Below are 17221 nucleotides of genomic sequence, written 5' to 3' on the forward strand. Positions count from 1 at the left end.
CAGGGCCTCAGACGTTGAAGCCCAGGGCGCGGAGCTGGTCGCGGCCCTCGTCGGTGATCTTGTCGGGGCCCCACGGCGGCATCCAGACCCAGTTGATCCGCAGGTCCTTGACCAGGCCGTCGGTGGCGGTCCTGGCCTGGTCCTCGATCACGTCGGTCAGCGGGCAGGCCGCCGAGGTGAGGGTCATGTCGATGGTGGCCACGTCGGCGTCGTCGATGTGGACGCCGTAGATCAGGCCCAGGTTGACGACGTCGATGCCCAGTTCGGGGTCGACGACGTCCATCAGGGCCTCGACGAGGTCCTCGACGGCGACGGTGCCGGCGCTGGTGCCGACCGGGCCGGCCGGGGTGGTCTCCTCCGCGGGGGAGGTGGTCTCTTCGGTCATGGCGGGTGTCCTCCTCTGCGGTGTCAGTCGGTGGCGGGGTGCTCGGCGAGGGCCTTGGCGGTGGCGTCCTTCCAGGCCATCCAGCTGAGCAGGGCGCACTTGACCCGGGCCGGGTACTTGGAGACGCCGGCGAACGCGACCGCGTCCTCCAGCACCTCCTCGTCGCCCTCGCCCTGGCCCTTGCTCTGCATCAGCTCCAGGAAGGCCTCCTGGACCGCCTGGGCCTCGCCCACGGTCTTGCCGACCACCAGGTCGTTCAGCACCGAGGCGCTGGCCTGGCTGATCGAGCAGCCCTGGGACTCGTAGGAGACGTCGACAACGGTGGAGCCGTCGAGCTTCACCCGCAGGGTGATCTCGTCGCCGCACGTCGGGTTGACGTGGTGCACCTCGGCGTCACCGTCCCGCAGCCCCTTGCCGTGCGGGTTGCGGTAGTGGTCCAGGATGATGTCCTGGTACATCGAGTCGAGCTTCATGGTCGCGTGCCCCGTCCTCAGCCGAAGAAGTTCCGGACGTGGTGCAGGCCGTCCACGAGCGCGTCGACCTCGCCCGGCGTCGAGTACAGGTAGAACGACGCCCGCGTGGTCGCAGGAATTCCGTACCGCAGGCAGACCGGCCGCGCGCAGTGGTGACCGACGCGCACGGCGATGCCCTGCTCGTCCAGCACCTGGCCCACGTCGTGCGGGTGGATGTCGCCCAGCGTGAACGAGATCGCCGCACCGCGGTCGACGGCCGTGCGCGGGCCGATGATCCGCAGGTCCGGGACCTCCAGCAGCCGCTCGAGCGCGTACTCGGTGATGGCGTGCTCGTGGGCGGCGATCCGCTCCATGCCGATGCCGGTCAGGTAGTCGACGGCCGCGCCCAGCCCGACCGCCTGGGCGATCGGCGGGGTACCGGCCTCGAACTTGTGCGGCGCCGGGGCGTAGGTGGACGAGCCCATGGTGACGGTCTCGATCATCTCGCCGCCGCCGAGGAACGGCGGGAGGTCCTCCAGCAGCTCCTGACGGCCCCAGAGCACGCCGATGCCGGTCGGCGCCAGCATCTTGTGGCCGGTGAAGGCGACGAAGTCGGCCTCCAGCGCCTGGACGTCCAGCACCATGTGCGGCGCGGCCTGCGAGGCGTCGATCACGACCAGCGCGCCGACCGACTGGGCCTTGCGCACGATCGCTTCGACCGGGTTGACGGTGCCGAGCAGGTTGGAGACCAGGGTGAAGGAGACCACCTTGGTCTTCTCGGTGATCAGCTCGTCGATGTTGGACAGGTCGAGCCGGCCCTCGTCGGTCAGCCCGAACCACTTCAGCTTCGCGCCGGTGCGCTGCGAGAGCAGCTGCCACGGGACGATGTTGGAGTGGTGCTCCATCTCCGTGATGACGATCTCGGACTCGGCGTCCACCCGGTAGGGCTCGTCCGCCCAGGTCAGCATGTTGGCGACCAGGTTGAGCGACTCGGAGGCGTTCTTGGTGAACACCACCTCGTTGCGGCTCGGCGCGTTGACGAACGCCGCGACCTTGTCCCGGGCACCCTCGTACAGCGCCGTGGCCTCCTCGGCGAGCACGTGCACGCCGCGGTGGACGTTGGCGTTGTGCCGCTCGTAGTAGGCGTTCAGGGCGTCGAGCACCTGGCGGGGCTTCTGCGAGGTGGCCGCGTTGTCCAGGTAGACCAGCGGCTTGCCGTCGTGCAGCAGGCGCTGCAGGACCGGGAAGTCCTTGCGGATCGCGTCGGTGTCGAGCAGGCCCGCCAGGACCGCCGACTCGTGCGTGGAAGAGGTCACTCGGACGCGCCACCCTTCACATAGGCCTCGTAGCCCTCCGCCTCCAGCTTGTCGGCCAGCTCGGCGCCGCCGGACTCGACGATGCGGCCGCCCGCGAAGACGTGGACGTGGTCGGGCTTGATGTACCGCAGGATGCGGGTGTAGTGGGTGACCAGGAGGGTGCCCACCTCCCCGGTGGAACGGACCCGGTTGATGCCCTCGGAGACGACCCGCAGCGCGTCGACGTCCAGGCCGGAGTCGGTCTCGTCGAGGATCGCGACCTTGGGCTTGAGCAGCTCCAGCTGGAGGATCTCGTGGCGCTTCTTCTCACCGCCGGAGAAGCCCTCGTTGACGTTGCGCTCGGCGAAGGCCGGGTCCATCTGGAGGGCGGCCATCGCCTCCTTGACCTCCTTCACCCACAGCCGCAGCTTGGGGGCCTCGCCGCGGACGGCGGTGGCGGCGGTGCGCAGGAAGTTGGAGACCGAGACGCCGGGGACCTCGACCGGGTACTGCATGGCCAGGAAGACGCCGGCCCGGGCGCGCTCGTCGACGGACATCTCCAGGACGTCCTCGCCGTCCAGCAGCACCGAGCCGCCGGTGACGGTGTACTTGGGGTGGCCGGCCAGGGAGTAGGCCAGGGTGGACTTGCCGGAGCCGTTCGGACCCATGATGGCGTGGGTCTCGCCCTGCTTCACGGTCAGGTCGACGCCCTTCAGGATCTCCCGGGGGCCGTTCTCGGTCTCGACGGAGACGTGCAGGTCGCGGATTTCAAGGGTAGCCATGTGTACTCAGGACTCCTGGTTGACGGAGACGAGCACATCGTCCCCTTCGATCTTTACGGGGTAGACAGCGACCGGCCGGGTGGCGGGCAGGCCGGAGGGCTTGCCGGTGCGCAGGTCGAAGCTGGAGCCGTGCAGCCAGCACTCGATCATGCAGTCCTCGACCTCGCCCTCGGACAGCGAGACGTTCGCGTGCGAGCAGATGTCGTTGACCGCGAACACCCCCTCGTCGGTGCGGACGACGGCGACCGGTACGCCGTTGAGGTCGACGCGCTTGGGCACGTCCTCAGCCAGTTCGCTCAGCGCGCAGGCGCGAAGGAAGCTCATGGGTGTCAGACCGCCGCTTCCAGCTCGGCCTCGATCTTCTCCATGAGGTGGTCCTGGATCTCGGCGACGCCGATCTGCTGGACCAGTTCGGCGAAGAAGCCGCGCACCACCAGGCGGCGGGCCTCGTCGGCCGGGATGCCGCGGGAGCGCAGGTAGAAGAGCTGCTCGTCGTCGAAGCGGCCGGTGGCGGAGGCGTGGCCGGCCCCGACGATCTCGCCGGTCTCGATCTCCAGGTTCGGCACCGAGTCGACCCGGGCGCCGTCGGTGAGCACCAGGTTGCGGTTGAGCTCGTAGGTGTCGGTGCCCTCGGCGGCGGCGCGGATCAGCACGTCGCCGATCCACACCGCGTGCGCGTCCTGGCCCTGCAGCGCGCCCTTGTAGACGACGTTGGAGCGGCAGTGCGGGGTGTCGTGGTCGATGACCAGACGGTGCTCGAGGTGCTGGCCGGCGTCGGCGAAGTAGAGGCCGAGCAGCTCGGCCTCGCCACCGGGAGCGGCGTAGTTGACCCGCGGGTGGATCCGGACCACGTCGCCGCCGAAGGTGACGACGACGGACTTCAGCGAGGCGTCACGGCCGACCAGCGCGGTCTGCTGGGCGACGTGGACCGCGTCGCGCTCCCAGTCCTGGACCGAGACGAAGGTCAGCTTGGCGCCGTCGCCGACCAGCAGCTCGACGTTGGCGGCCCGGGTGCCGGTGCCGGTGTGGTTGATCACCACGACGGCCTCGGCGAACGGCTTGACGTCGACGACCACGTGCGCGAAGCGGGTGCCGCCCTCGCCGTGCACGTCGATCCGCACCGGTTCGGTGAGCACCGTCTCCTTGGGGACGGTGACCACGAGCGCCTGCTCGAAGGCGCTGAACGCCTGCGCGGCGACCCGGTCGACCGGCTTGCCGGCCTTGCCCAGGCGGGCGTCGTCACGGCCGACGGTCTCGGCGGTGACCCCCTCGGGCAGGCTCAGCTCGACCTTGTCCTCGCCCTTGTCGGCGGTGGCGGCGGTGCCGTCGTGCAGGCCGCCGAGGCGGTGCAGCGGGGTGAACCGCCAGTCCTCCTCGCGACCGGTGGGCACCGGGAAGTCCGCGACGTCGAAGGACGGCGCGACCGCGACGCGCGCGTCGATCGGCTGGCGGACACTGTCCCGACCGGTGCCGGGACCGGCGAGCTGGGCGCCGGCACCGGCGGTGCCGACCTCGATCGAACCGGCGGTGGTGGAGCCGGAGTTGTTCTGGACGTCAGCCATGGCTGTTCGTTGTGCTCTCTTCCTCAAAAAAGTTTCGATGGACGGCGGGCGGCCGGCGGGTCAGCCGACGGAGCCCTCCATCTGCAGCTCGATCAGCCGGTTCAGCTCCAGCGCGTACTCCATCGGCAGCTCGCGCGCGATCGGCTCGACGAAGCCGCGGACGATCATCGCCATGGCCTCGAACTCGGTCATGCCGCGGCTCATCAGGTAGAAGAGCTGGTCCTCGCTGACCTTGGAGACGGTGGCCTCGTGGCCCATGGACACGTCGTCCTCGCGGACGTCCACGTAGGGGTAGGTGTCCGAGCGGGAGATGGTGTCGACCAGCAGCGCGTCGCAGAGCACGTTGGACTTGGCGCCCTTGGAGCCCTCGCCGATCTCGATCAGACCCCGGTAGGAGGTCCGGCCGCCGCCGCGCGCCACCGACTTGGAGACGATGTTGGAGGAGGTGTTCGGCGCCATGTGGACCATCTTGGCGCCGGCGTCCTGGTGCTGGCCCTCACCGGCGAAGGCGATCGACAGGGTCTCGCCCTTGGCGTGCTCGCCCATCAGGTAGACGGCCGGGTACTTCATGGTGACCTTGGAGCCGATGTTGCCGTCCACCCACTCCATGGTCGCGCCCTCGTACGCCACGGCGCGCTTGGTGACCAGGTTGTAGACGTTGTTCGACCAGTTCTGGATCGTCGTGTAGCGGCAGCGGCCGCCCTTCTTGACGATGATCTCCACGACCGCGGAGTGCAGCGAGTCCGAGGAGTAGATCGGCGCGGTGCAGCCCTCGACGTAGTGGACGTAGGCGTCCTCGTCGACGATGATCAGCGTCCGCTCGAACTGGCCCATGTTCTCGGTGTTGATCCGGAAGTAGGCCTGGAGCGGGATGTCGACGCGGACACCCTTCGGCACGTAGATGAAGGAGCCGCCGGACCACACGGCCGTGTTCAGCGCGGCGAACTTGTTGTCACCGGTGGGGATGACGGTGCCGAAGTACTCGTGGAAGAGCTCCGGGTGCTCCTTGAGCGCGGTGTCGGTGTCCAGGAAGATGACACCCTGCTCCTCCAGGTCCTCGCGGATCTGGTGGTAGACGACCTCGGACTCGTACTGGGCGGCGACACCGGCGACCAGGCGCTGCTTCTCCGCCTCCGGGATGCCCAGCTTGTCGTAGGTGGCCTTGATGTCCGCGGGCAGGTCCTCCCACGACTCGGCCTGCTTCTCGGTGGAGCGGACGAAGTACTTGATGTTGTCGAAGTCGATGCCGGAGAGGTCGGAGCCCCAGGTCGGCATGGGCTTCTTGCCGAACAGCTTCAGGCCCTTGAGACGCAGGTTCAGCATCCACTCGGACTCGTTCTTCTTCGCCGAGATGTCGCGGACCACGTCCTCGCTGAGCCCGCGCTTGGCGCCAGCGCCGGCGACGTCCGGGTCGGCCCAGCCGTACTCGTAGTTGCCCAGGCCCTCGAGCTCGGGGTGCGAAACGGTGTCAGTCATGCGAGCTTCCTAACGCGCGGACGCTGAATCTTCGGTGGACGTACCGGCAGTCGGCGCGGCATCGGTGTCCCGGCCCGCGGCGGTGCGCAGGGCGGGCGACGATGCGGCACCGGGTGCCGGCACATAGGTGGTGCAGACCCCGTCGCCGTGGGCGATGGTGGCCAGCCGTTGCACATGGGTACCCAGCAGCTGGGAGAAGACCTCGGTCTCCGCCTCGCAGAGCTGCGGGAACTGCTCGGCGATGTGCGCGACCGGGCAGTGGTGCTGGCAGAGCTGGGCGCCCGCCGGGGCCTGGGCCGCGGCCGACGGGACCCGCCGCACCGTGGCAGCGTACCCGTCGGCACTGAGCGCCTGGGCCAGTGCCTCGGTGCGCTCGCCCGCTCCGGCGGAGCTGAGGGCCTCGCCGTACTTCTCCGCCTGCCGGCCGAAACGGGCCCGGGCGAAGGCGGCGACCGCCTCCTCCCCGGCCTTGCCGCCGCCGACCGCGTCGGAGATCCAGCGCAGGGCGTCGGCGGCGAGCTGGTCGTACGCCTGGTAGAAGGCGTCGCGACCACCGTCGGTCAGGGCGAAGACCTTGGCCGGACGGCCCCGGCCGCGGCTGCCGTAGACCCGCTGCTCGCGGGACTCGACCAGGCCGGCGGCGGTAAGGCCGTCCAGGTGACGGCGGACGGCCGCGGTGGTGAGACCGAGCCGGCTCGCCAGGTCGGCGGCGGAGGAGGGGCCGTGGTCCAGGATCGACCGGGCGACCCGGTCCCGGGTGGCCCGGTGGCCGTCCAGCAGCACCTCGGTCGCCGTCGCGGGCACGGCACAGCCGGGGGCCGACTCGGCCTCCTGCTGCGTGGGGTGCTCGCGCATGTTTTTCACAACACCAGTGTTGCGTAATTACTTCCGACAGGACAAGCCGTGATCCAGACCTCACCCGTGGCATCTGTCACGCAGGTTAGCCTTACCTGACCTGCGGAAATGATCACCAAACCCGGTGTCGGGGCCATCCGTTGGCCCCTCTTAGACTCACAGGCATGCAATCCGAACCCGCGGTCCAGATCACCGGGCTGGTCAAGCGCTACGGCGAGAAGACCGCGGTGGACGGTCTCGACCTGCGCATCGACCGGGGCACCGTCACCGCCGTGCTCGGCCCGAACGGCGCCGGCAAGACCACCACCGTCGAGACCTGCGAGGGCTACCGCCGCCCCGACGCCGGCACCGTCCGGGTGCTCGGCCTGGACCCGGTCGCGCAGAACGCCGAGCTGCGCCCCCGGATCGGCGTGATGCTCCAGTCCGGCGGCGTGTACGCGGGCGCCCGCGCCGTCGAGATGCTCCGGCACACCGCGAAGCTGCACGCCCACCCGCTGGACGTCGACGCGCTGGTCGAACGGCTCGGCCTGGGCTCCTGCGGCCGCACCACCTACCGCCGGCTCTCCGGCGGCCAGCAGCAGCGGCTCGCCCTGGCGATGGCCGTGGTCGGCCGCCCCGAACTGGTCTTCCTGGACGAGCCCACCGCCGGCCTCGACCCGCAGGCCCGCCGCGCCACCTGGGAGCTGGTCCGCGACCTGCGCCGGGACGGCGTCACCGTGGTCGTCACCACCCACCACATGGACGAGGCCGAGCAGCTCGCCGACCGGGTCGCGATCGTCGACCGGGGCCGGGTGATCGCCGGCGGCACCCCGGAGGAGCTGTGCCGCGGCGGCGCGGAGTCGAGCGTGCGCTTCGACGGCCCGCCCGGGCTCGACCTCACCACCCTGCTCAAGGAGCTGCCCGAGGGCGCCACCGCCGCCGAGCCCTCCCCCGGGAGCTACCGCATCGAGGCGCCGGTCGACCCGCAGCTGCTCGCCGCCGTCACCGCCTGGTGCGCGGCCACCGGCATCCTCCCGGAGCGGCTCGCGGTGCAGCGCCGCAGCCTCGAAGACGTCTTCCTCGACCTGACCGGACGGGACCTGCGCTCGTGACCGACTACTCCCCCCGTCCCGGAGCGGCGCCGGTCGGCCGGATGCTGCTCGCCCAGACCGCGTTCGAGACCCGGATGCTGCTGCGCAACGGCGAGCAGCTGCTGCTCACCGTGGTCATCCCGACCGTGCTGCTGGTGCTCTTCTCCGCGGTGGACATCGTCGCCGTCGAGGGGCCCGGCAAGCGGGTCGACTTCCTCGCGCCGGGACTGCTCGCGCTCGCCGTGATGTCGACGGCCTTCACCGGGCAGGCCATCGCCACCGGCTTCGAGCGCCGCTACGGCGTACTGAAGCGGCTGGGCGCCAGCCCGCTGCCGCGCTGGGCGCTGCTGACCGCCAAGACCGGCTGCGTCCTGGTCACCGAGGCGCTCCAGGTGGCGCTGCTGTCGGTGATCGCGCTGGCCCTCGGCTGGTCGCCGCAGGGCAACGTTCTCACCGTGGCCGCCCTGCTGGTCCTCGGCACCGCCGCCTTCTCCGGGCTCGGCCTGCTGATGGCCGGCACGCTGAAGGCGGAGGCGACGCTGGCGGCCGCCAACCTGGTCTTCGTCCTGCTGCTGCTCGCGGGCGGGGTGGTCGTGCCGCTGTCGAAGTTCCCGGCGGCGGCGCAGTCCGTGCTGGAGCTGCTGCCGATCGCCGCGCTGTCGGACGGCCTGCGCTCGGTGCTCCAGGGCGGCGCCGGGGTGCCGTGGGCCGACCTCGGCCTGCTGGGCGGCTGGGCCGTCCTCGGCCTCGCCGCCGCCGCGCGCTTCTTCCGCTGGGAGTAGGCCCGCCCGGCCGCGTGACACGACACGACGGCCCCCCGGTTCATCGGAACCGGGGGGCCGTCGGCGTAACTACCGCCTCGGTGCGCGAGGCGCCGTACCTCAGCCCTGGTCGCCGCCGCGACGGCGGCGGGCGAGCAGGACGAGCGCGCCGCCGAGGAGCACGACACCGCCGCCGACGGCCGCGATGACCGGGGTGGCGTCGCTGCTACCGGTCGCGGCCAGCGCCGGGCCGGCCGGGGTCGGCGAGGACGTCCGCGGCGGGACGGGCGCGGCGGTCGACGGAGTGACCGTCGGCGTGGCCGGCCGGCTCGGCGTCACGGTCGGGGTGACCGGGGGCGGGGTCGGCGTCACCGTGGCGGTGGGGCTCGGCGTCGGCGTCACCGTCGCGGTGGGAGTCGGGGTGGGCGTCACCGTCGCCGTGGGGGTCGGCGTCGGGGTGACGGTCGGGGTGGGAGTCGGAGTGGGCGTCGGGGTCGCGCAGACCTCGATCGTCTTCGTCTCCGTCTTGTTCCAGTCCGCGTTCTTCGGGTCCTCGGTGGTGGTCACCACGAGCGTGGCCTTGATCGGCGCGCTGTGGTCCTTCACCGGGAAGGTCTGCTTGAAGGTCTTGCCGAACTCCTTCTGGTCCAGCACCTTCTCACCGTCGACGGTCAGACTGACGGCGTTCTTGACGCCCGCCTTGTCGCTGTAGTTGGCGAGGTCGATCACGATCTTGTCGCAGGTGACCTGCCAGGTCGGGACATGGGCCGAGGCACTGGTCGCCAGCGCCACCGGCAGCAGGACGGCCGCCACGGCCGTTCCCGCGATCGCCGCACTGCCGATGCCTATCTGCCGCCGCTGTCGCGCCATTTCGTAGTTCCCTCCGAACGGTCTTGTGCAGCAGGCGCATTGAGTGGAACAGCGGTGGGCCCGCTACGACTGTCCGGGGGACTCTACCGGCAGCCCCCTACCGCTCCACACCCCGCTGCACGTCCGGATTTCGACTTTCCGGTGACATCCGGATGTGCTTCGGCGCCCTCGCAGGCCCGTCAGCTCGGGCAACACGGTTGCCGCCGACCCGAATGGACACGGTCAGGGTGGCCGAAAGACTGCACCCCTGGTGATCATTTTCGATCACCAGGGGTGCCTGAAGGAGCAAAGCGGGTCAGACCCGGCCGGCTGCCTTGCGCCGACGCGCGACCAGGACCAGCGCGCCACCGGCGGCGAGGGCCAGGCCACCGGCGATCGTCAGCGGCACGACCGGACCGGAGCCGGTGTGGGCGAGGCCGCCCTCGGTGACAGCCCCGGCCGACGGGCTCGCCGAGGCACCCGGCACGGCCGCCGAGGCGGAGGCGCTCGCGGACGGGCTCGCCGACCCGCTCGCGCTCGGCCTACCAGTGGCCGGAACGGACGGGCTGCCCGAGGCGCTCGGGGTCACCGAGGGCGCCGGGGTGCCGGTCGTACCGGGGGTGGTCGGCGGCGTGCTCGGGGTCCCGGTGGAGCCCGGCGTGCTCGGGGTGACGCTCGCCGACGGCGTACCGGTCGGCGGCACCACCGGCGGGGTGGTGGGCGGGGTGCTCGGCGTCGTCGGCGGCGTCGTCGGCGGGGTGGTGGGCGTGGTCGGCAGGCAGCCGGTGAAGGGGTAGTGGTGCGTCTCCGCACCGCCCTTGCCGGTCAGCGACTTGACGATGACCGAGCCGTTCACCGGGGCCGCCGAACCGAGGTCGAACGCCGCGTTCGGCGCCAGCACGGTGCCGGACCAGGCGGCCTGGCTGCTCTTGACCACCTTGGTGGCGGTCGGGAAGTTCCAGAGCAGCTTGGAGCGGACCGCCCCGCCGTGCGCGCTCTGCAGCTTGTCGTCCAGGACGTAGGCCTTCTTGCCCTCGTCCCAGAGGAAGAAGCCGGTGGTCTTCGCGGCCGCCATGTCGTAGGAGTCGCCGGTGACGGTGACCACGGTGACCGAGCCGGCCGGCACCTTCACGAAGATCCCGGTGGCGCCCTGGAGGGCGGCGGCGGAGACGGTGAAGCTGTTGAAGGCGGCGTCGCCGCTGGTGAGGTAGAGCTCCTTGCCCTTGGCCTCGACCGTGGCGCCGGCGGTCTGCGGCGTGCCGGCCAAGGTGGTGGACACGGCACGGACCCGGGCGAACTCGGCGGCGAAGTCGATCGGCGACTTCCCCTGGCCGACCGTGCCCTGGTGGGCCTGGATCACGGCACCCTCGGCCTTCGAGCCGTAGACGCCGTTGCCCTTCATCACCTGAGTGTTGTGGCCGGTCAACTTGCCGGCGACGACCAGGGCGTTGCCGCCCGGCAGCGCCTTCACCTGCTCGGGGGTCAGCTCCTGGCCGACCGAGAAGCCGCCGGTGAAGTCGGCGTTGCCGCCGACCGCCACCGCACCCTCGGCGTCCGGCGTGTGGGTGTCGTCGCCCTCGACGAACTCACCGTAGAGGTTGGCGACCCCGAGGTTCAGGCACTGGTTCGGGGCGGCGTGGGCGGCGGCCGGGGCGACGAGCCCGGCCAGAACGAGTGATCCGCCGAGCGCGAGCGCTGCGGCGGGAACGGATATGCGCATGTGCAGGATCTCCGCTTGCGTGCGGGGGTGTGGGAGGGGTCCTGAAAAAGGTATGGACCAAACCGCACTCTTTCGGCCATGCAGGCAATTGGTCAAGACCAATGACCGCATTACCCGAACAGTCCGCTTTGCCCCGTCATGCCCTTGGTGGATTTGCCGCCAAGTCGACACCGGGCACCCGCGAACGTCCGCTGACGCCCACCGACGCCCGCCCGCCCCCGCCCCAAGATCGGCTGTAAGGCCGCATACCATGGACGCCGTGCCTAACACCACCCCCTTCTCCCTGCTCGCCGAGCGCTGGCAGCCCTCCGCCGCCATGGTCAAGCGCGCCGCGTTCGCCGCGCTGGTGATGAGCGTGGTGATCGTCGTCACCGGCGGTGCCGTCCGCCTCACCGCCTCCGGCCTCGGCTGCACCACCTGGCCGCGCTGCACCGACGAGAGCCTCACCCCGACCGCCGAGATGGGCTTCCACGGCGTCGTGGAGTTCACCAACCGGATGCTCACCTACGTACTGAGCGCCGCCGTCGGCTGGGCGATCATCGCCGCGCGCTGCTTCCGGCCCCGGCGGCGCGGCCTGACCAGGCTCGGCTGGGCCCAGTTCTGGTTGGTGATGAGCAACGCCGTGATCGGCGGCATCACCGTGCTGACCGGCCTCAACCCGTACACCGTGGCACTGCACCTGGTCGCCGCGATGGCCCTGGTCTGGGTCGCGACCCTGATGTGGGAGCGGTCCAAGGAGGGCGACGGCCCGGCCCGCCCGCTGGTGGCCGAGCCGATCAAGCGGCTCTCCTACGCCCTGGTCGGCGTGATCGGCCTGCTGGTGGCCGCCGGCACCCTGGTCACCGGCGCCGGCCACCACCCCGGGACGCCCAAGGACAACAAGATGGTCCCGCGGATCCCGCTGGACTACGACCGCCTCGCCCAGGCCCACGCCGACCTGGCCTTCCTCTCGATCGGCCTCTCGATCGCGGTGATCTTCGTGTTCGCCGCCGTCAAGGCCCCGCCGGCCGCCCGGGCCCGGGCCCGCGAGCTGGTGATCGGCCTGCTGCTCCAGGGCGTGATCGGCTTCGTCCAGTACTTCACCGACGTCCCGGAACTGCTGGTCGGCCTGCACATGCTGGGCGCCACCCTGATCTGGATCGCCGCCCTGCGCATCCCGCTCGCCCTCCGCGCCCGCGAGGACACCCCGGCCCCGACCGCACCCCCCACCCGCACCCCCCAGCCCGCAACCGCCTGACCCCGCCTCATGCCGAAGGGCCCCGGTCTCCACGAGACCGGGGCCCTTCGGCGTCCACCCGCACCTGGCCCCAATGTTCGGAAAATTACGCCACGTTGCTGTGATCGCCTGTATATGATCGGCCAGCCCCGACATCGGGGCATATCTCGACCGTCCACGCCCGCCGCGCCAGCGCGGAAGTCCGGGCCAGGACACGGTCGGAGTCCCACTGCACCCTCCCCCTCTACGGGGAGGCCGAGTGATGGAGGGCCTGTGCCCAGCACCGCCTACGTATACGTCCCCGCCCCCTCCCGGCGAAACCTGGAGATCGGACTGGCCGAGGGACTCTGGGGGTGGCGCACCCCCACCCTGGATCGCGCCGACGCCCGCGCCGCCGTACAGAGCCTGGCCGAGGGCGACTTCCTGGTCCTCGCCCACAAGGGACCCGACTGCCGGGTCAAGCCCGGCGAGTGGAGCCACGTCGGCATCAAGCGAGTCATCGTCACCCGCATCACCCGCCCGTACTTCACGGAGGACAACGAGGTGTGGCCGGACGATGTCTACCCGGAACGCATAGGTCTGGACATCCTCACCGAGGAGACGGACGTCCAGGGACCGACCCTGGGCGACGCGGCGATGGAGGCCCTGCGACTGTCGGCCAACAAGCAGGGCGCGGCCCTCGTGACCGACGGAATCGACGGCGTCGTCCGGTTCGCCGCCACAACGCCCAGCAGCCCCTCGCCGGGCGACACCGGCCACGTCGAGCTCACCGGACCGGACAGCGAGGTCGCGCAGGTCCTGGTTCGTCGCGAGCAGGCCAAGCTCCGGAAGAAGATGCTCAACGGCGCCACCATCGCCGCCTGCGCCCTGTGCGGGCGCACCCTGCCGACCCGGTACATCCGAGCCGCGCACATCAAGCGCCGGGCCCATGCCACCCCTCTGGAGCGCAGGCTGATGGCCAACATCATGCCCGCGTGCCTGCTCGGCTGCGACGAGCTGTTCGAGCACGGGCACATCGTCGTGGACGACAGCGGCGTCATTCAGGTCCGCCCCCGCCCCACCGACACCGCCGACCTGCTGACCGCGGCCGAGGGCCTCCAGGGGCGGGTCGTGGACGACTTCAACCCGGACCGCGCCGGTTTCTACGCCTGGCACCGCGAGAACAGCCCCAGCTGACCGGACACTCGGGACCGCACCGGCGCCCGGACCGCTCGTACGGTCCGGGCGACACTCCGGACCCCTGCCGACCATGGCGGCGAACGTACTCACCGAACCCGACCCGGTCTCCTGACACGCGGTAGGGCCCCGGTCTCCTGGAGACCGGGGCCCTACTGCGTGTGACGGGGCGAGGGTCAGCCGCCGATCTGGATGCCGGCCATTCGCTTCCACTCGTACGCGCCGGTGCGCACCTTCAGGCCAAGTTCGCCCTCGAAGTTCTCGTGCAGGGTGACCCCGGCCAGCTCGGCGGCCCGGCGGCCGACCGCGTAGCTGGGCGCGACCTGGTCGCCCCAGGCGCCGTCGGCGCCGACCACGACGATCCGGGTGGCGACCGAGCCGACGTACTCGACGACGCCGTCGGCGCTGCCGCCGTGCGCCGCGGCGAAGGCGGTCAGGTGCTTGGCGATGCGCTTGGCGCGGCGCTCGGCACGGGCGTCCGGCGCGGCGGGGGTGGCGGTCTCTGCGCTGCTCATGCCCGCATGCTACCGAGCGGTAGTAGAGCTGGCGACGGGAGCGCCGTGTGCACCGGGCCACATACTGGTGGAGTGACCTTCGACGGCTGGCCGGCCGAGGCGCTCGACTTCTACGAGCACCTCGAGGCCGACAACTCCAAGACCTTCTGGCAGTCCCACAAGGACCGGTACGAGCAGGCCGTACGGGAGCCGATGGAACGGCTGCTGGACGAGCTCGAGCCCGAGTTCGGGCCGGGCAAGATCTTCCGGCCCAACCGCGATGTGCGGTTCAGCGCCGACAAGTCCCCGTACAAGACGCACATCGGCGCCCACCTGGCGGCCGGCGGCTACGTCCAGCTCTCCGCCGACGGCCTGGCCTGCGGCAACGGGCTGTACCGGCTCGCCCCCGACCAGCTGGACCGCTACCGGACCGCGGTCGCCGAGGACGTCTCCGGCGCCGAGCTGGAACGGGTGGCCGCCCGGGTCCGCCGGGCCGGGCCGGAGGTGGTCGGCCGGGACTCCCTGAAGTCCGCCCCGCGCGGCTACCCCAAGGACCACCCGCGGATCGAGCTGCTCCGCCACAAGGGGCTGATCGCCTGGCAGGAGTGGGCCCCCGAGCCCTGGCTGGGCACCCGCGCCGCGTACGAGCGGATCACCGGGTTCCTGCGCGCCTCGCAGCCGCTCAAGGACTGGCTGGACGGCCACGTCGGCCCCTCCGAGCTGCCCGACCGCTAGCCCGACCACTGGCCGAACCGCTCGCCACGAACGCGAACGAACGAGAAGGGCCCCGGTCGAGTCGACCGGGGCCCTTCCTCACGTCTGCGTCACCGCGTCACTTCACGAACGGGTCCACCGCGATCACCACGAACAGCAGCGTCAGATAGGTGATCGACCAGTGGAACAGCCGCATCTCCTTCAGCTTGGCGCCGACCACACCGGACTTCGCCCGCCCGTACAGCGCGTGCGCCTCCTTCAGCCAGAACGCGCCCAGCACCACCGCGGCGGCCGGGTACAGCCAGCTGGTGTCGGCCAGCGGCCACAGCAGCAGCGAGACCGCCACCATCACCCAGGAGTAGGCGACGATCTGCTTGGCCACCGCCAGGTTGCCCTTGATCACCGGCAGCATCGGCACCCCGGCCCGGGCGTAGTCCTCGCGGACCTTCATCGACAGCGGCCAGTAGTGCGGCGGCGTCCAGAAGAAGATCACCAGGAACAGCACCAGCGCCGACCAGGAGAGCGAGTTGGTGATCGCCGCCCAGCCGACGAAGACCGGCATGCAGCCGGCGATCCCGCCCCAGACGATGTTCTGCGCGGTGCGGCGCTTCAGCCCCAGCGTGTAGACGAACACATAGAAGAGGAGAGCGCCGAGCGCCAGCGCCGAGGACAGCCAGTTGACCAGGACGCCCAGCCAGACCGTCGACAGGACGCCCAGCGCGATGCCGAACACCAGCGCCTCGCGCGGCGACACCATGCCGGTGACGATCGGGCGGCGCTCGGTGCGGGACATCACCGCGTCGATGTCGCGGTCGATGTACATGTTGAGGGCGTTGGCGCCACCCGCCGAGAGGTACCCGCCGATGATCACCTCCAGCACCAGCAGGAGGTTCGGCACCCCGCGCTCCGCCAGGAACATCACCGGCACCGTGGTGATCAGCAGCAGTTCGATGATCCGCGGTTTGGTCAGTGCGACGAAGGCGCCGACACGGGCCCCGAACGGCCGGTGCGCAGGCGTCGCCCCGGTGACCCCGGCGGGACGGGATTCGACGGCGGTCACTAACACCCCAACTGAAGATGAATCCTCACAGGCGGCCACCGGAACGTTGTTCCCGAATCGTCCGCTCTGCGCGTACCACGCCACCTTAGACGCTCCATATCTCCCCACCGGCCCCGGGGTGCCCCGGCGGGGCGGAACGCACACCCCCGGGTGAACCCCTGCCGCCCCGACCAGGAACGTTGTCCTCGACGCCGCTCCCGGGCCCGCCGGGACCACCGGTCCCCCGTCCCGCGCCCCGGAGAGGCGAACCGGACGGATCCGGGCGAGGGTGGACAAAGGGACCGGGCCCCCGGTCGCACGGTCGTCCACGAAATGTCCGGGGAATGACTGCCAACATGCCAGGGTTCCCCCACCACGGAGGGTGAGCCCCGGGCCGGACTGTAGGCTCGCCCACAGAAGCGGGATCTACCCTCCGTGACCGGCACCACCCAGCGTCCGGCCCCAGCGACGTGGCCGACCCGGTCCCTCACGGGGTCACTCTTCACAATGGAAGGAGCCCTGAGACAGGGTGAGCACGACGCCGAATGCATTCGAGTGGTCGGACCTCGACGACCGGACCGTCGACACGGCCCGGGTCCTGGCGATGGACGCGGTTCAGAAGGTCGGCAACGGACACCCGGGGACGGCCATGTCGCTGGCCCCCGCCGCCTACCTGATCTTCCAGCGCTTCCTGCGCCACGACCCGACCGACCCGGCCTGGGCCGGCCGTGACCGGTTCGTCCTCTCCCCCGGGCACACCAGTCTGACGCTCTACACCCAGCTCTACTTCTCCGGCTACGGCCTGGAGCTCGACGACCTCAAGGCCTTCCGGGTCGCCGGCAGCCGCACCCCCGGTCACCCCGAGCACGGCCACACCGCCGGCGTCGAGACCACCACCGGCCCGCTCGGCCAGGGCATCGCCAACGCCGTGGGCATGGCGATGGCTGCCCGCTTCGAGCGCGGCCTGTTCGACCCGGACGCCGCGGCCGGCGAGTCGCCGTTCGACCACACCGTCTGGGCCATCGTCTCCGACGGCGACCTGGAGGAGGGCATCTCCGCCGAGGCCTCCTCGCTCGCCGGCCACCAGAAGCTCGGCAACCTGGTCGCGCTCTACGACGACAACCACATCTCGATCGAGGGCGACACCGAGACCGCCTTCTCCGAGGACGTCCTCAAGCGGTACGAGGCGTACGGCTGGCACGTCCAGCGCGTCGCGCCGAAGTCCAACGGCGACATCGACGTCGAGGCGCTCGCCGAGGCCCTGACCGCCGCCAAGGCCGAGACCTCCCGCCCGTCGATGATCGCTATGCGCACGATCATCGCCTGGCCGGCCCCGGACGCCCAGAACACCGCCAAGGCCCACGGCTCCGCGCTC

At 71.0% G+C, this 17221-nt stretch carries 17 protein-coding genes and 1 pseudogene; 6 read left to right on the plus strand and 12 right to left on the minus strand.

Annotation, left to right across the window (positions count from 1 at the left end):
• Window positions 1–7: 7 nt before the first annotated feature.
• From VR45_RS14355 to VR45_RS14390, 8 genes are read right to left on the minus strand one after another with little or no spacing between them, the layout of a single operon-like run.
• Window positions 8–385 (minus strand): metal-sulfur cluster assembly factor, encoded by a 378-nt coding sequence (locus VR45_RS14355; RefSeq protein WP_078880144.1) that lies wholly within the window; start codon window positions 383–385, stop codon window positions 8–10.
• 23 nt (window positions 386–408) lie between these two features.
• Entirely contained in the window at window positions 409–858 is a 450-nt protein-coding gene (gene sufU, locus VR45_RS14360) for a Fe-S cluster assembly sulfur transfer protein SufU (protein ID WP_030394945.1), read from the minus strand.
• Window positions 859–875: 17 nt separating this feature from the next.
• Window positions 876–2123 (minus strand): cysteine desulfurase, encoded by a 1248-nt coding sequence (locus VR45_RS14365; RefSeq protein ID WP_045940143.1) that lies wholly within the window; start codon window positions 2121–2123, stop codon window positions 876–878.
• Window positions 2124–2149: 26 nt separating this feature from the next.
• Window positions 2150–2914, minus strand: coding sequence for a Fe-S cluster assembly ATPase SufC (gene sufC / locus VR45_RS14370; protein WP_045940125.1), 765 nt, complete (start codon window positions 2912–2914; stop codon window positions 2150–2152).
• 6 nt (window positions 2915–2920) lie between these two features.
• Entirely contained in the window at window positions 2921–3238 is a 318-nt protein-coding gene (locus VR45_RS14375; protein ID WP_030394948.1) for a bifunctional 3-phenylpropionate/cinnamic acid dioxygenase ferredoxin subunit, read from the minus strand.
• Window positions 3239–3243: 5 nt separating this feature from the next.
• Complete coding sequence (sufD, locus tag VR45_RS14380) at window positions 3244–4476, minus strand: Fe-S cluster assembly protein SufD (RefSeq protein WP_045940126.1); 1233 nt, start codon at window positions 4474–4476, stop codon at window positions 3244–3246.
• Between the two features lie 60 nt (window positions 4477–4536).
• Window positions 4537–5952: a Fe-S cluster assembly protein SufB gene (sufB, locus tag VR45_RS14385; protein WP_045940127.1), complete on the minus strand. Its 1416-nt coding sequence runs from the start codon at window positions 5950–5952 to the stop codon at window positions 4537–4539.
• Between the two features lie 9 nt (window positions 5953–5961).
• A complete protein-coding gene (locus tag VR45_RS14390) occupies window positions 5962–6807 on the minus strand; it encodes a MarR family transcriptional regulator (RefSeq protein WP_045940128.1) in 846 nt (281 codons plus the stop codon).
• 164 nt (window positions 6808–6971) lie between these two features.
• Here VR45_RS14390 and VR45_RS14395 point away from each other — a divergent pair, with 164 nt between their 5' ends.
• Complete coding sequence (locus VR45_RS14395) at window positions 6972–7898, plus strand: ABC transporter ATP-binding protein (RefSeq protein WP_045940129.1); 927 nt, start codon at window positions 6972–6974, stop codon at window positions 7896–7898.
• 41 nt (window positions 7899–7939) lie between these two features.
• On the plus strand, window positions 7940–8659 hold the full coding sequence (locus tag VR45_RS14400; RefSeq protein WP_045940144.1) for an ABC transporter permease: 720 nt from the start codon (window positions 7940–7942) through the stop codon (window positions 8657–8659).
• A gap of 99 nt (window positions 8660–8758) precedes the next feature.
• Here the strand turns inward: VR45_RS14400 and VR45_RS45615 are convergent, their stop codons facing one another.
• Together VR45_RS45615 and VR45_RS14410 are read right to left on the minus strand one after the other, a co-directional pair.
• Window positions 8759–9508: an LAETG motif-containing sortase-dependent surface protein gene (locus VR45_RS45615; protein WP_053647348.1), complete on the minus strand. Its 750-nt coding sequence runs from the start codon at window positions 9506–9508 to the stop codon at window positions 8759–8761.
• A 295-nt stretch (window positions 9509–9803) separates the two neighbouring features.
• Entirely contained in the window at window positions 9804–11207 is a 1404-nt protein-coding gene (locus tag VR45_RS14410; RefSeq protein ID WP_045940131.1) for a choice-of-anchor A family protein, read from the minus strand.
• A 250-nt stretch (window positions 11208–11457) separates the two neighbouring features.
• On the opposite strand from VR45_RS14410, the gene VR45_RS14415 reads away from it, so the two are divergent.
• Both VR45_RS14415 and VR45_RS14420 read left to right on the plus strand, forming a co-directional pair.
• Window positions 11458–12444 carry a COX15/CtaA family protein gene (locus VR45_RS14415; protein WP_045940132.1) on the plus strand — a complete coding sequence of 329 codons (987 nt, stop codon included), beginning with the start codon at window positions 11458–11460 and terminating at the stop codon, window positions 12442–12444.
• A gap of 252 nt (window positions 12445–12696) precedes the next feature.
• Window positions 12697–13599 (plus strand): hypothetical protein, encoded by a 903-nt coding sequence (locus VR45_RS14420; protein ID WP_045940133.1) that lies wholly within the window; start codon window positions 12697–12699, stop codon window positions 13597–13599.
• Between the two features lie 176 nt (window positions 13600–13775).
• Here VR45_RS14420 and VR45_RS14425 read toward each other — a convergent pair whose 3' ends face one another.
• Entirely contained in the window at window positions 13776–14114 is a 339-nt protein-coding gene (locus VR45_RS14425) for a hypothetical protein (RefSeq protein ID WP_045940134.1), read from the minus strand.
• 72 nt (window positions 14115–14186) lie between these two features.
• Here VR45_RS14425 and VR45_RS14430 point away from each other — a divergent pair, with 72 nt between their 5' ends.
• On the plus strand, window positions 14187–14828 hold the full coding sequence (locus VR45_RS14430; protein WP_045940135.1) for a DUF2461 domain-containing protein: 642 nt from the start codon (window positions 14187–14189) through the stop codon (window positions 14826–14828).
• A 97-nt stretch (window positions 14829–14925) separates the two neighbouring features.
• On the opposite strand, the gene VR45_RS14435 is transcribed toward VR45_RS14430, so the two are convergent.
• Window positions 14926–15867: a heme o synthase gene (locus VR45_RS14435; protein WP_045940136.1), complete on the minus strand. Its 942-nt coding sequence runs from the start codon at window positions 15865–15867 to the stop codon at window positions 14926–14928.
• Window positions 15868–16375: 508 nt separating this feature from the next.
• Here VR45_RS14435 and VR45_RS14440 point away from each other — a divergent pair.
• Window positions 16376–17221: pseudogene (locus VR45_RS14440) on the plus strand (transketolase); the annotation flags it as partial.

This window comes from Streptomyces sp. NRRL S-495 (assembly GCF_000966955.1).
GTDB lineage: Bacteria > Actinomycetota > Actinomycetes > Streptomycetales > Streptomycetaceae > Kitasatospora > Kitasatospora purpeofusca.

Coding starts and splice junctions, on each gene's coding strand:
- VR45_RS14375 (WP_030394948.1), bottom strand. CDS start 3,238: ATGAGCTTCCTTCGCGCCTGCGCGCTGAGCGAACTGGCTGAGGACGTG.
- sufU (WP_030394945.1), bottom strand. CDS start 858: ATGAAGCTCGACTCGATGTACCAGGACATCATCCTGGACCACTACCGC.
- sufD (WP_045940126.1), bottom strand. CDS start 4,476: ATGGCTGACGTCCAGAACAACTCCGGCTCCACCACCGCCGGTTCGATC.
- VR45_RS14410 (WP_045940131.1), bottom strand. CDS start 11,207: ATGCGCATATCCGTTCCCGCCGCAGCGCTCGCGCTCGGCGGATCACTC.
- VR45_RS45615 (WP_053647348.1), bottom strand. CDS start 9,508: ATGGCGCGACAGCGGCGGCAGATAGGCATCGGCAGTGCGGCGATCGCG.
- VR45_RS14400 (WP_045940144.1), top strand. CDS start 7,940: ATGCTGCTCGCCCAGACCGCGTTCGAGACCCGGATGCTGCTGCGCAAC.
- VR45_RS14355 (WP_078880144.1), bottom strand. CDS start 385: ATGACCGAAGAGACCACCTCCCCCGCGGAGGAGACCACCCCGGCCGGC.
- VR45_RS14415 (WP_045940132.1), top strand. CDS start 11,458: ATGGACGCCGTGCCTAACACCACCCCCTTCTCCCTGCTCGCCGAGCGC.
- VR45_RS14425 (WP_045940134.1), bottom strand. CDS start 14,114: ATGAGCAGCGCAGAGACCGCCACCCCCGCCGCGCCGGACGCCCGTGCC.
- sufC (WP_045940125.1), bottom strand. CDS start 2,914: ATGGCTACCCTTGAAATCCGCGACCTGCACGTCTCCGTCGAGACCGAG.
- VR45_RS14395 (WP_045940129.1), top strand. CDS start 6,972: ATGCAATCCGAACCCGCGGTCCAGATCACCGGGCTGGTCAAGCGCTAC.
- sufB (WP_045940127.1), bottom strand. CDS start 5,952: ATGACTGACACCGTTTCGCACCCCGAGCTCGAGGGCCTGGGCAACTAC.
- VR45_RS14390 (WP_045940128.1), bottom strand. CDS start 6,807: ATGCGCGAGCACCCCACGCAGCAGGAGGCCGAGTCGGCCCCCGGCTGT.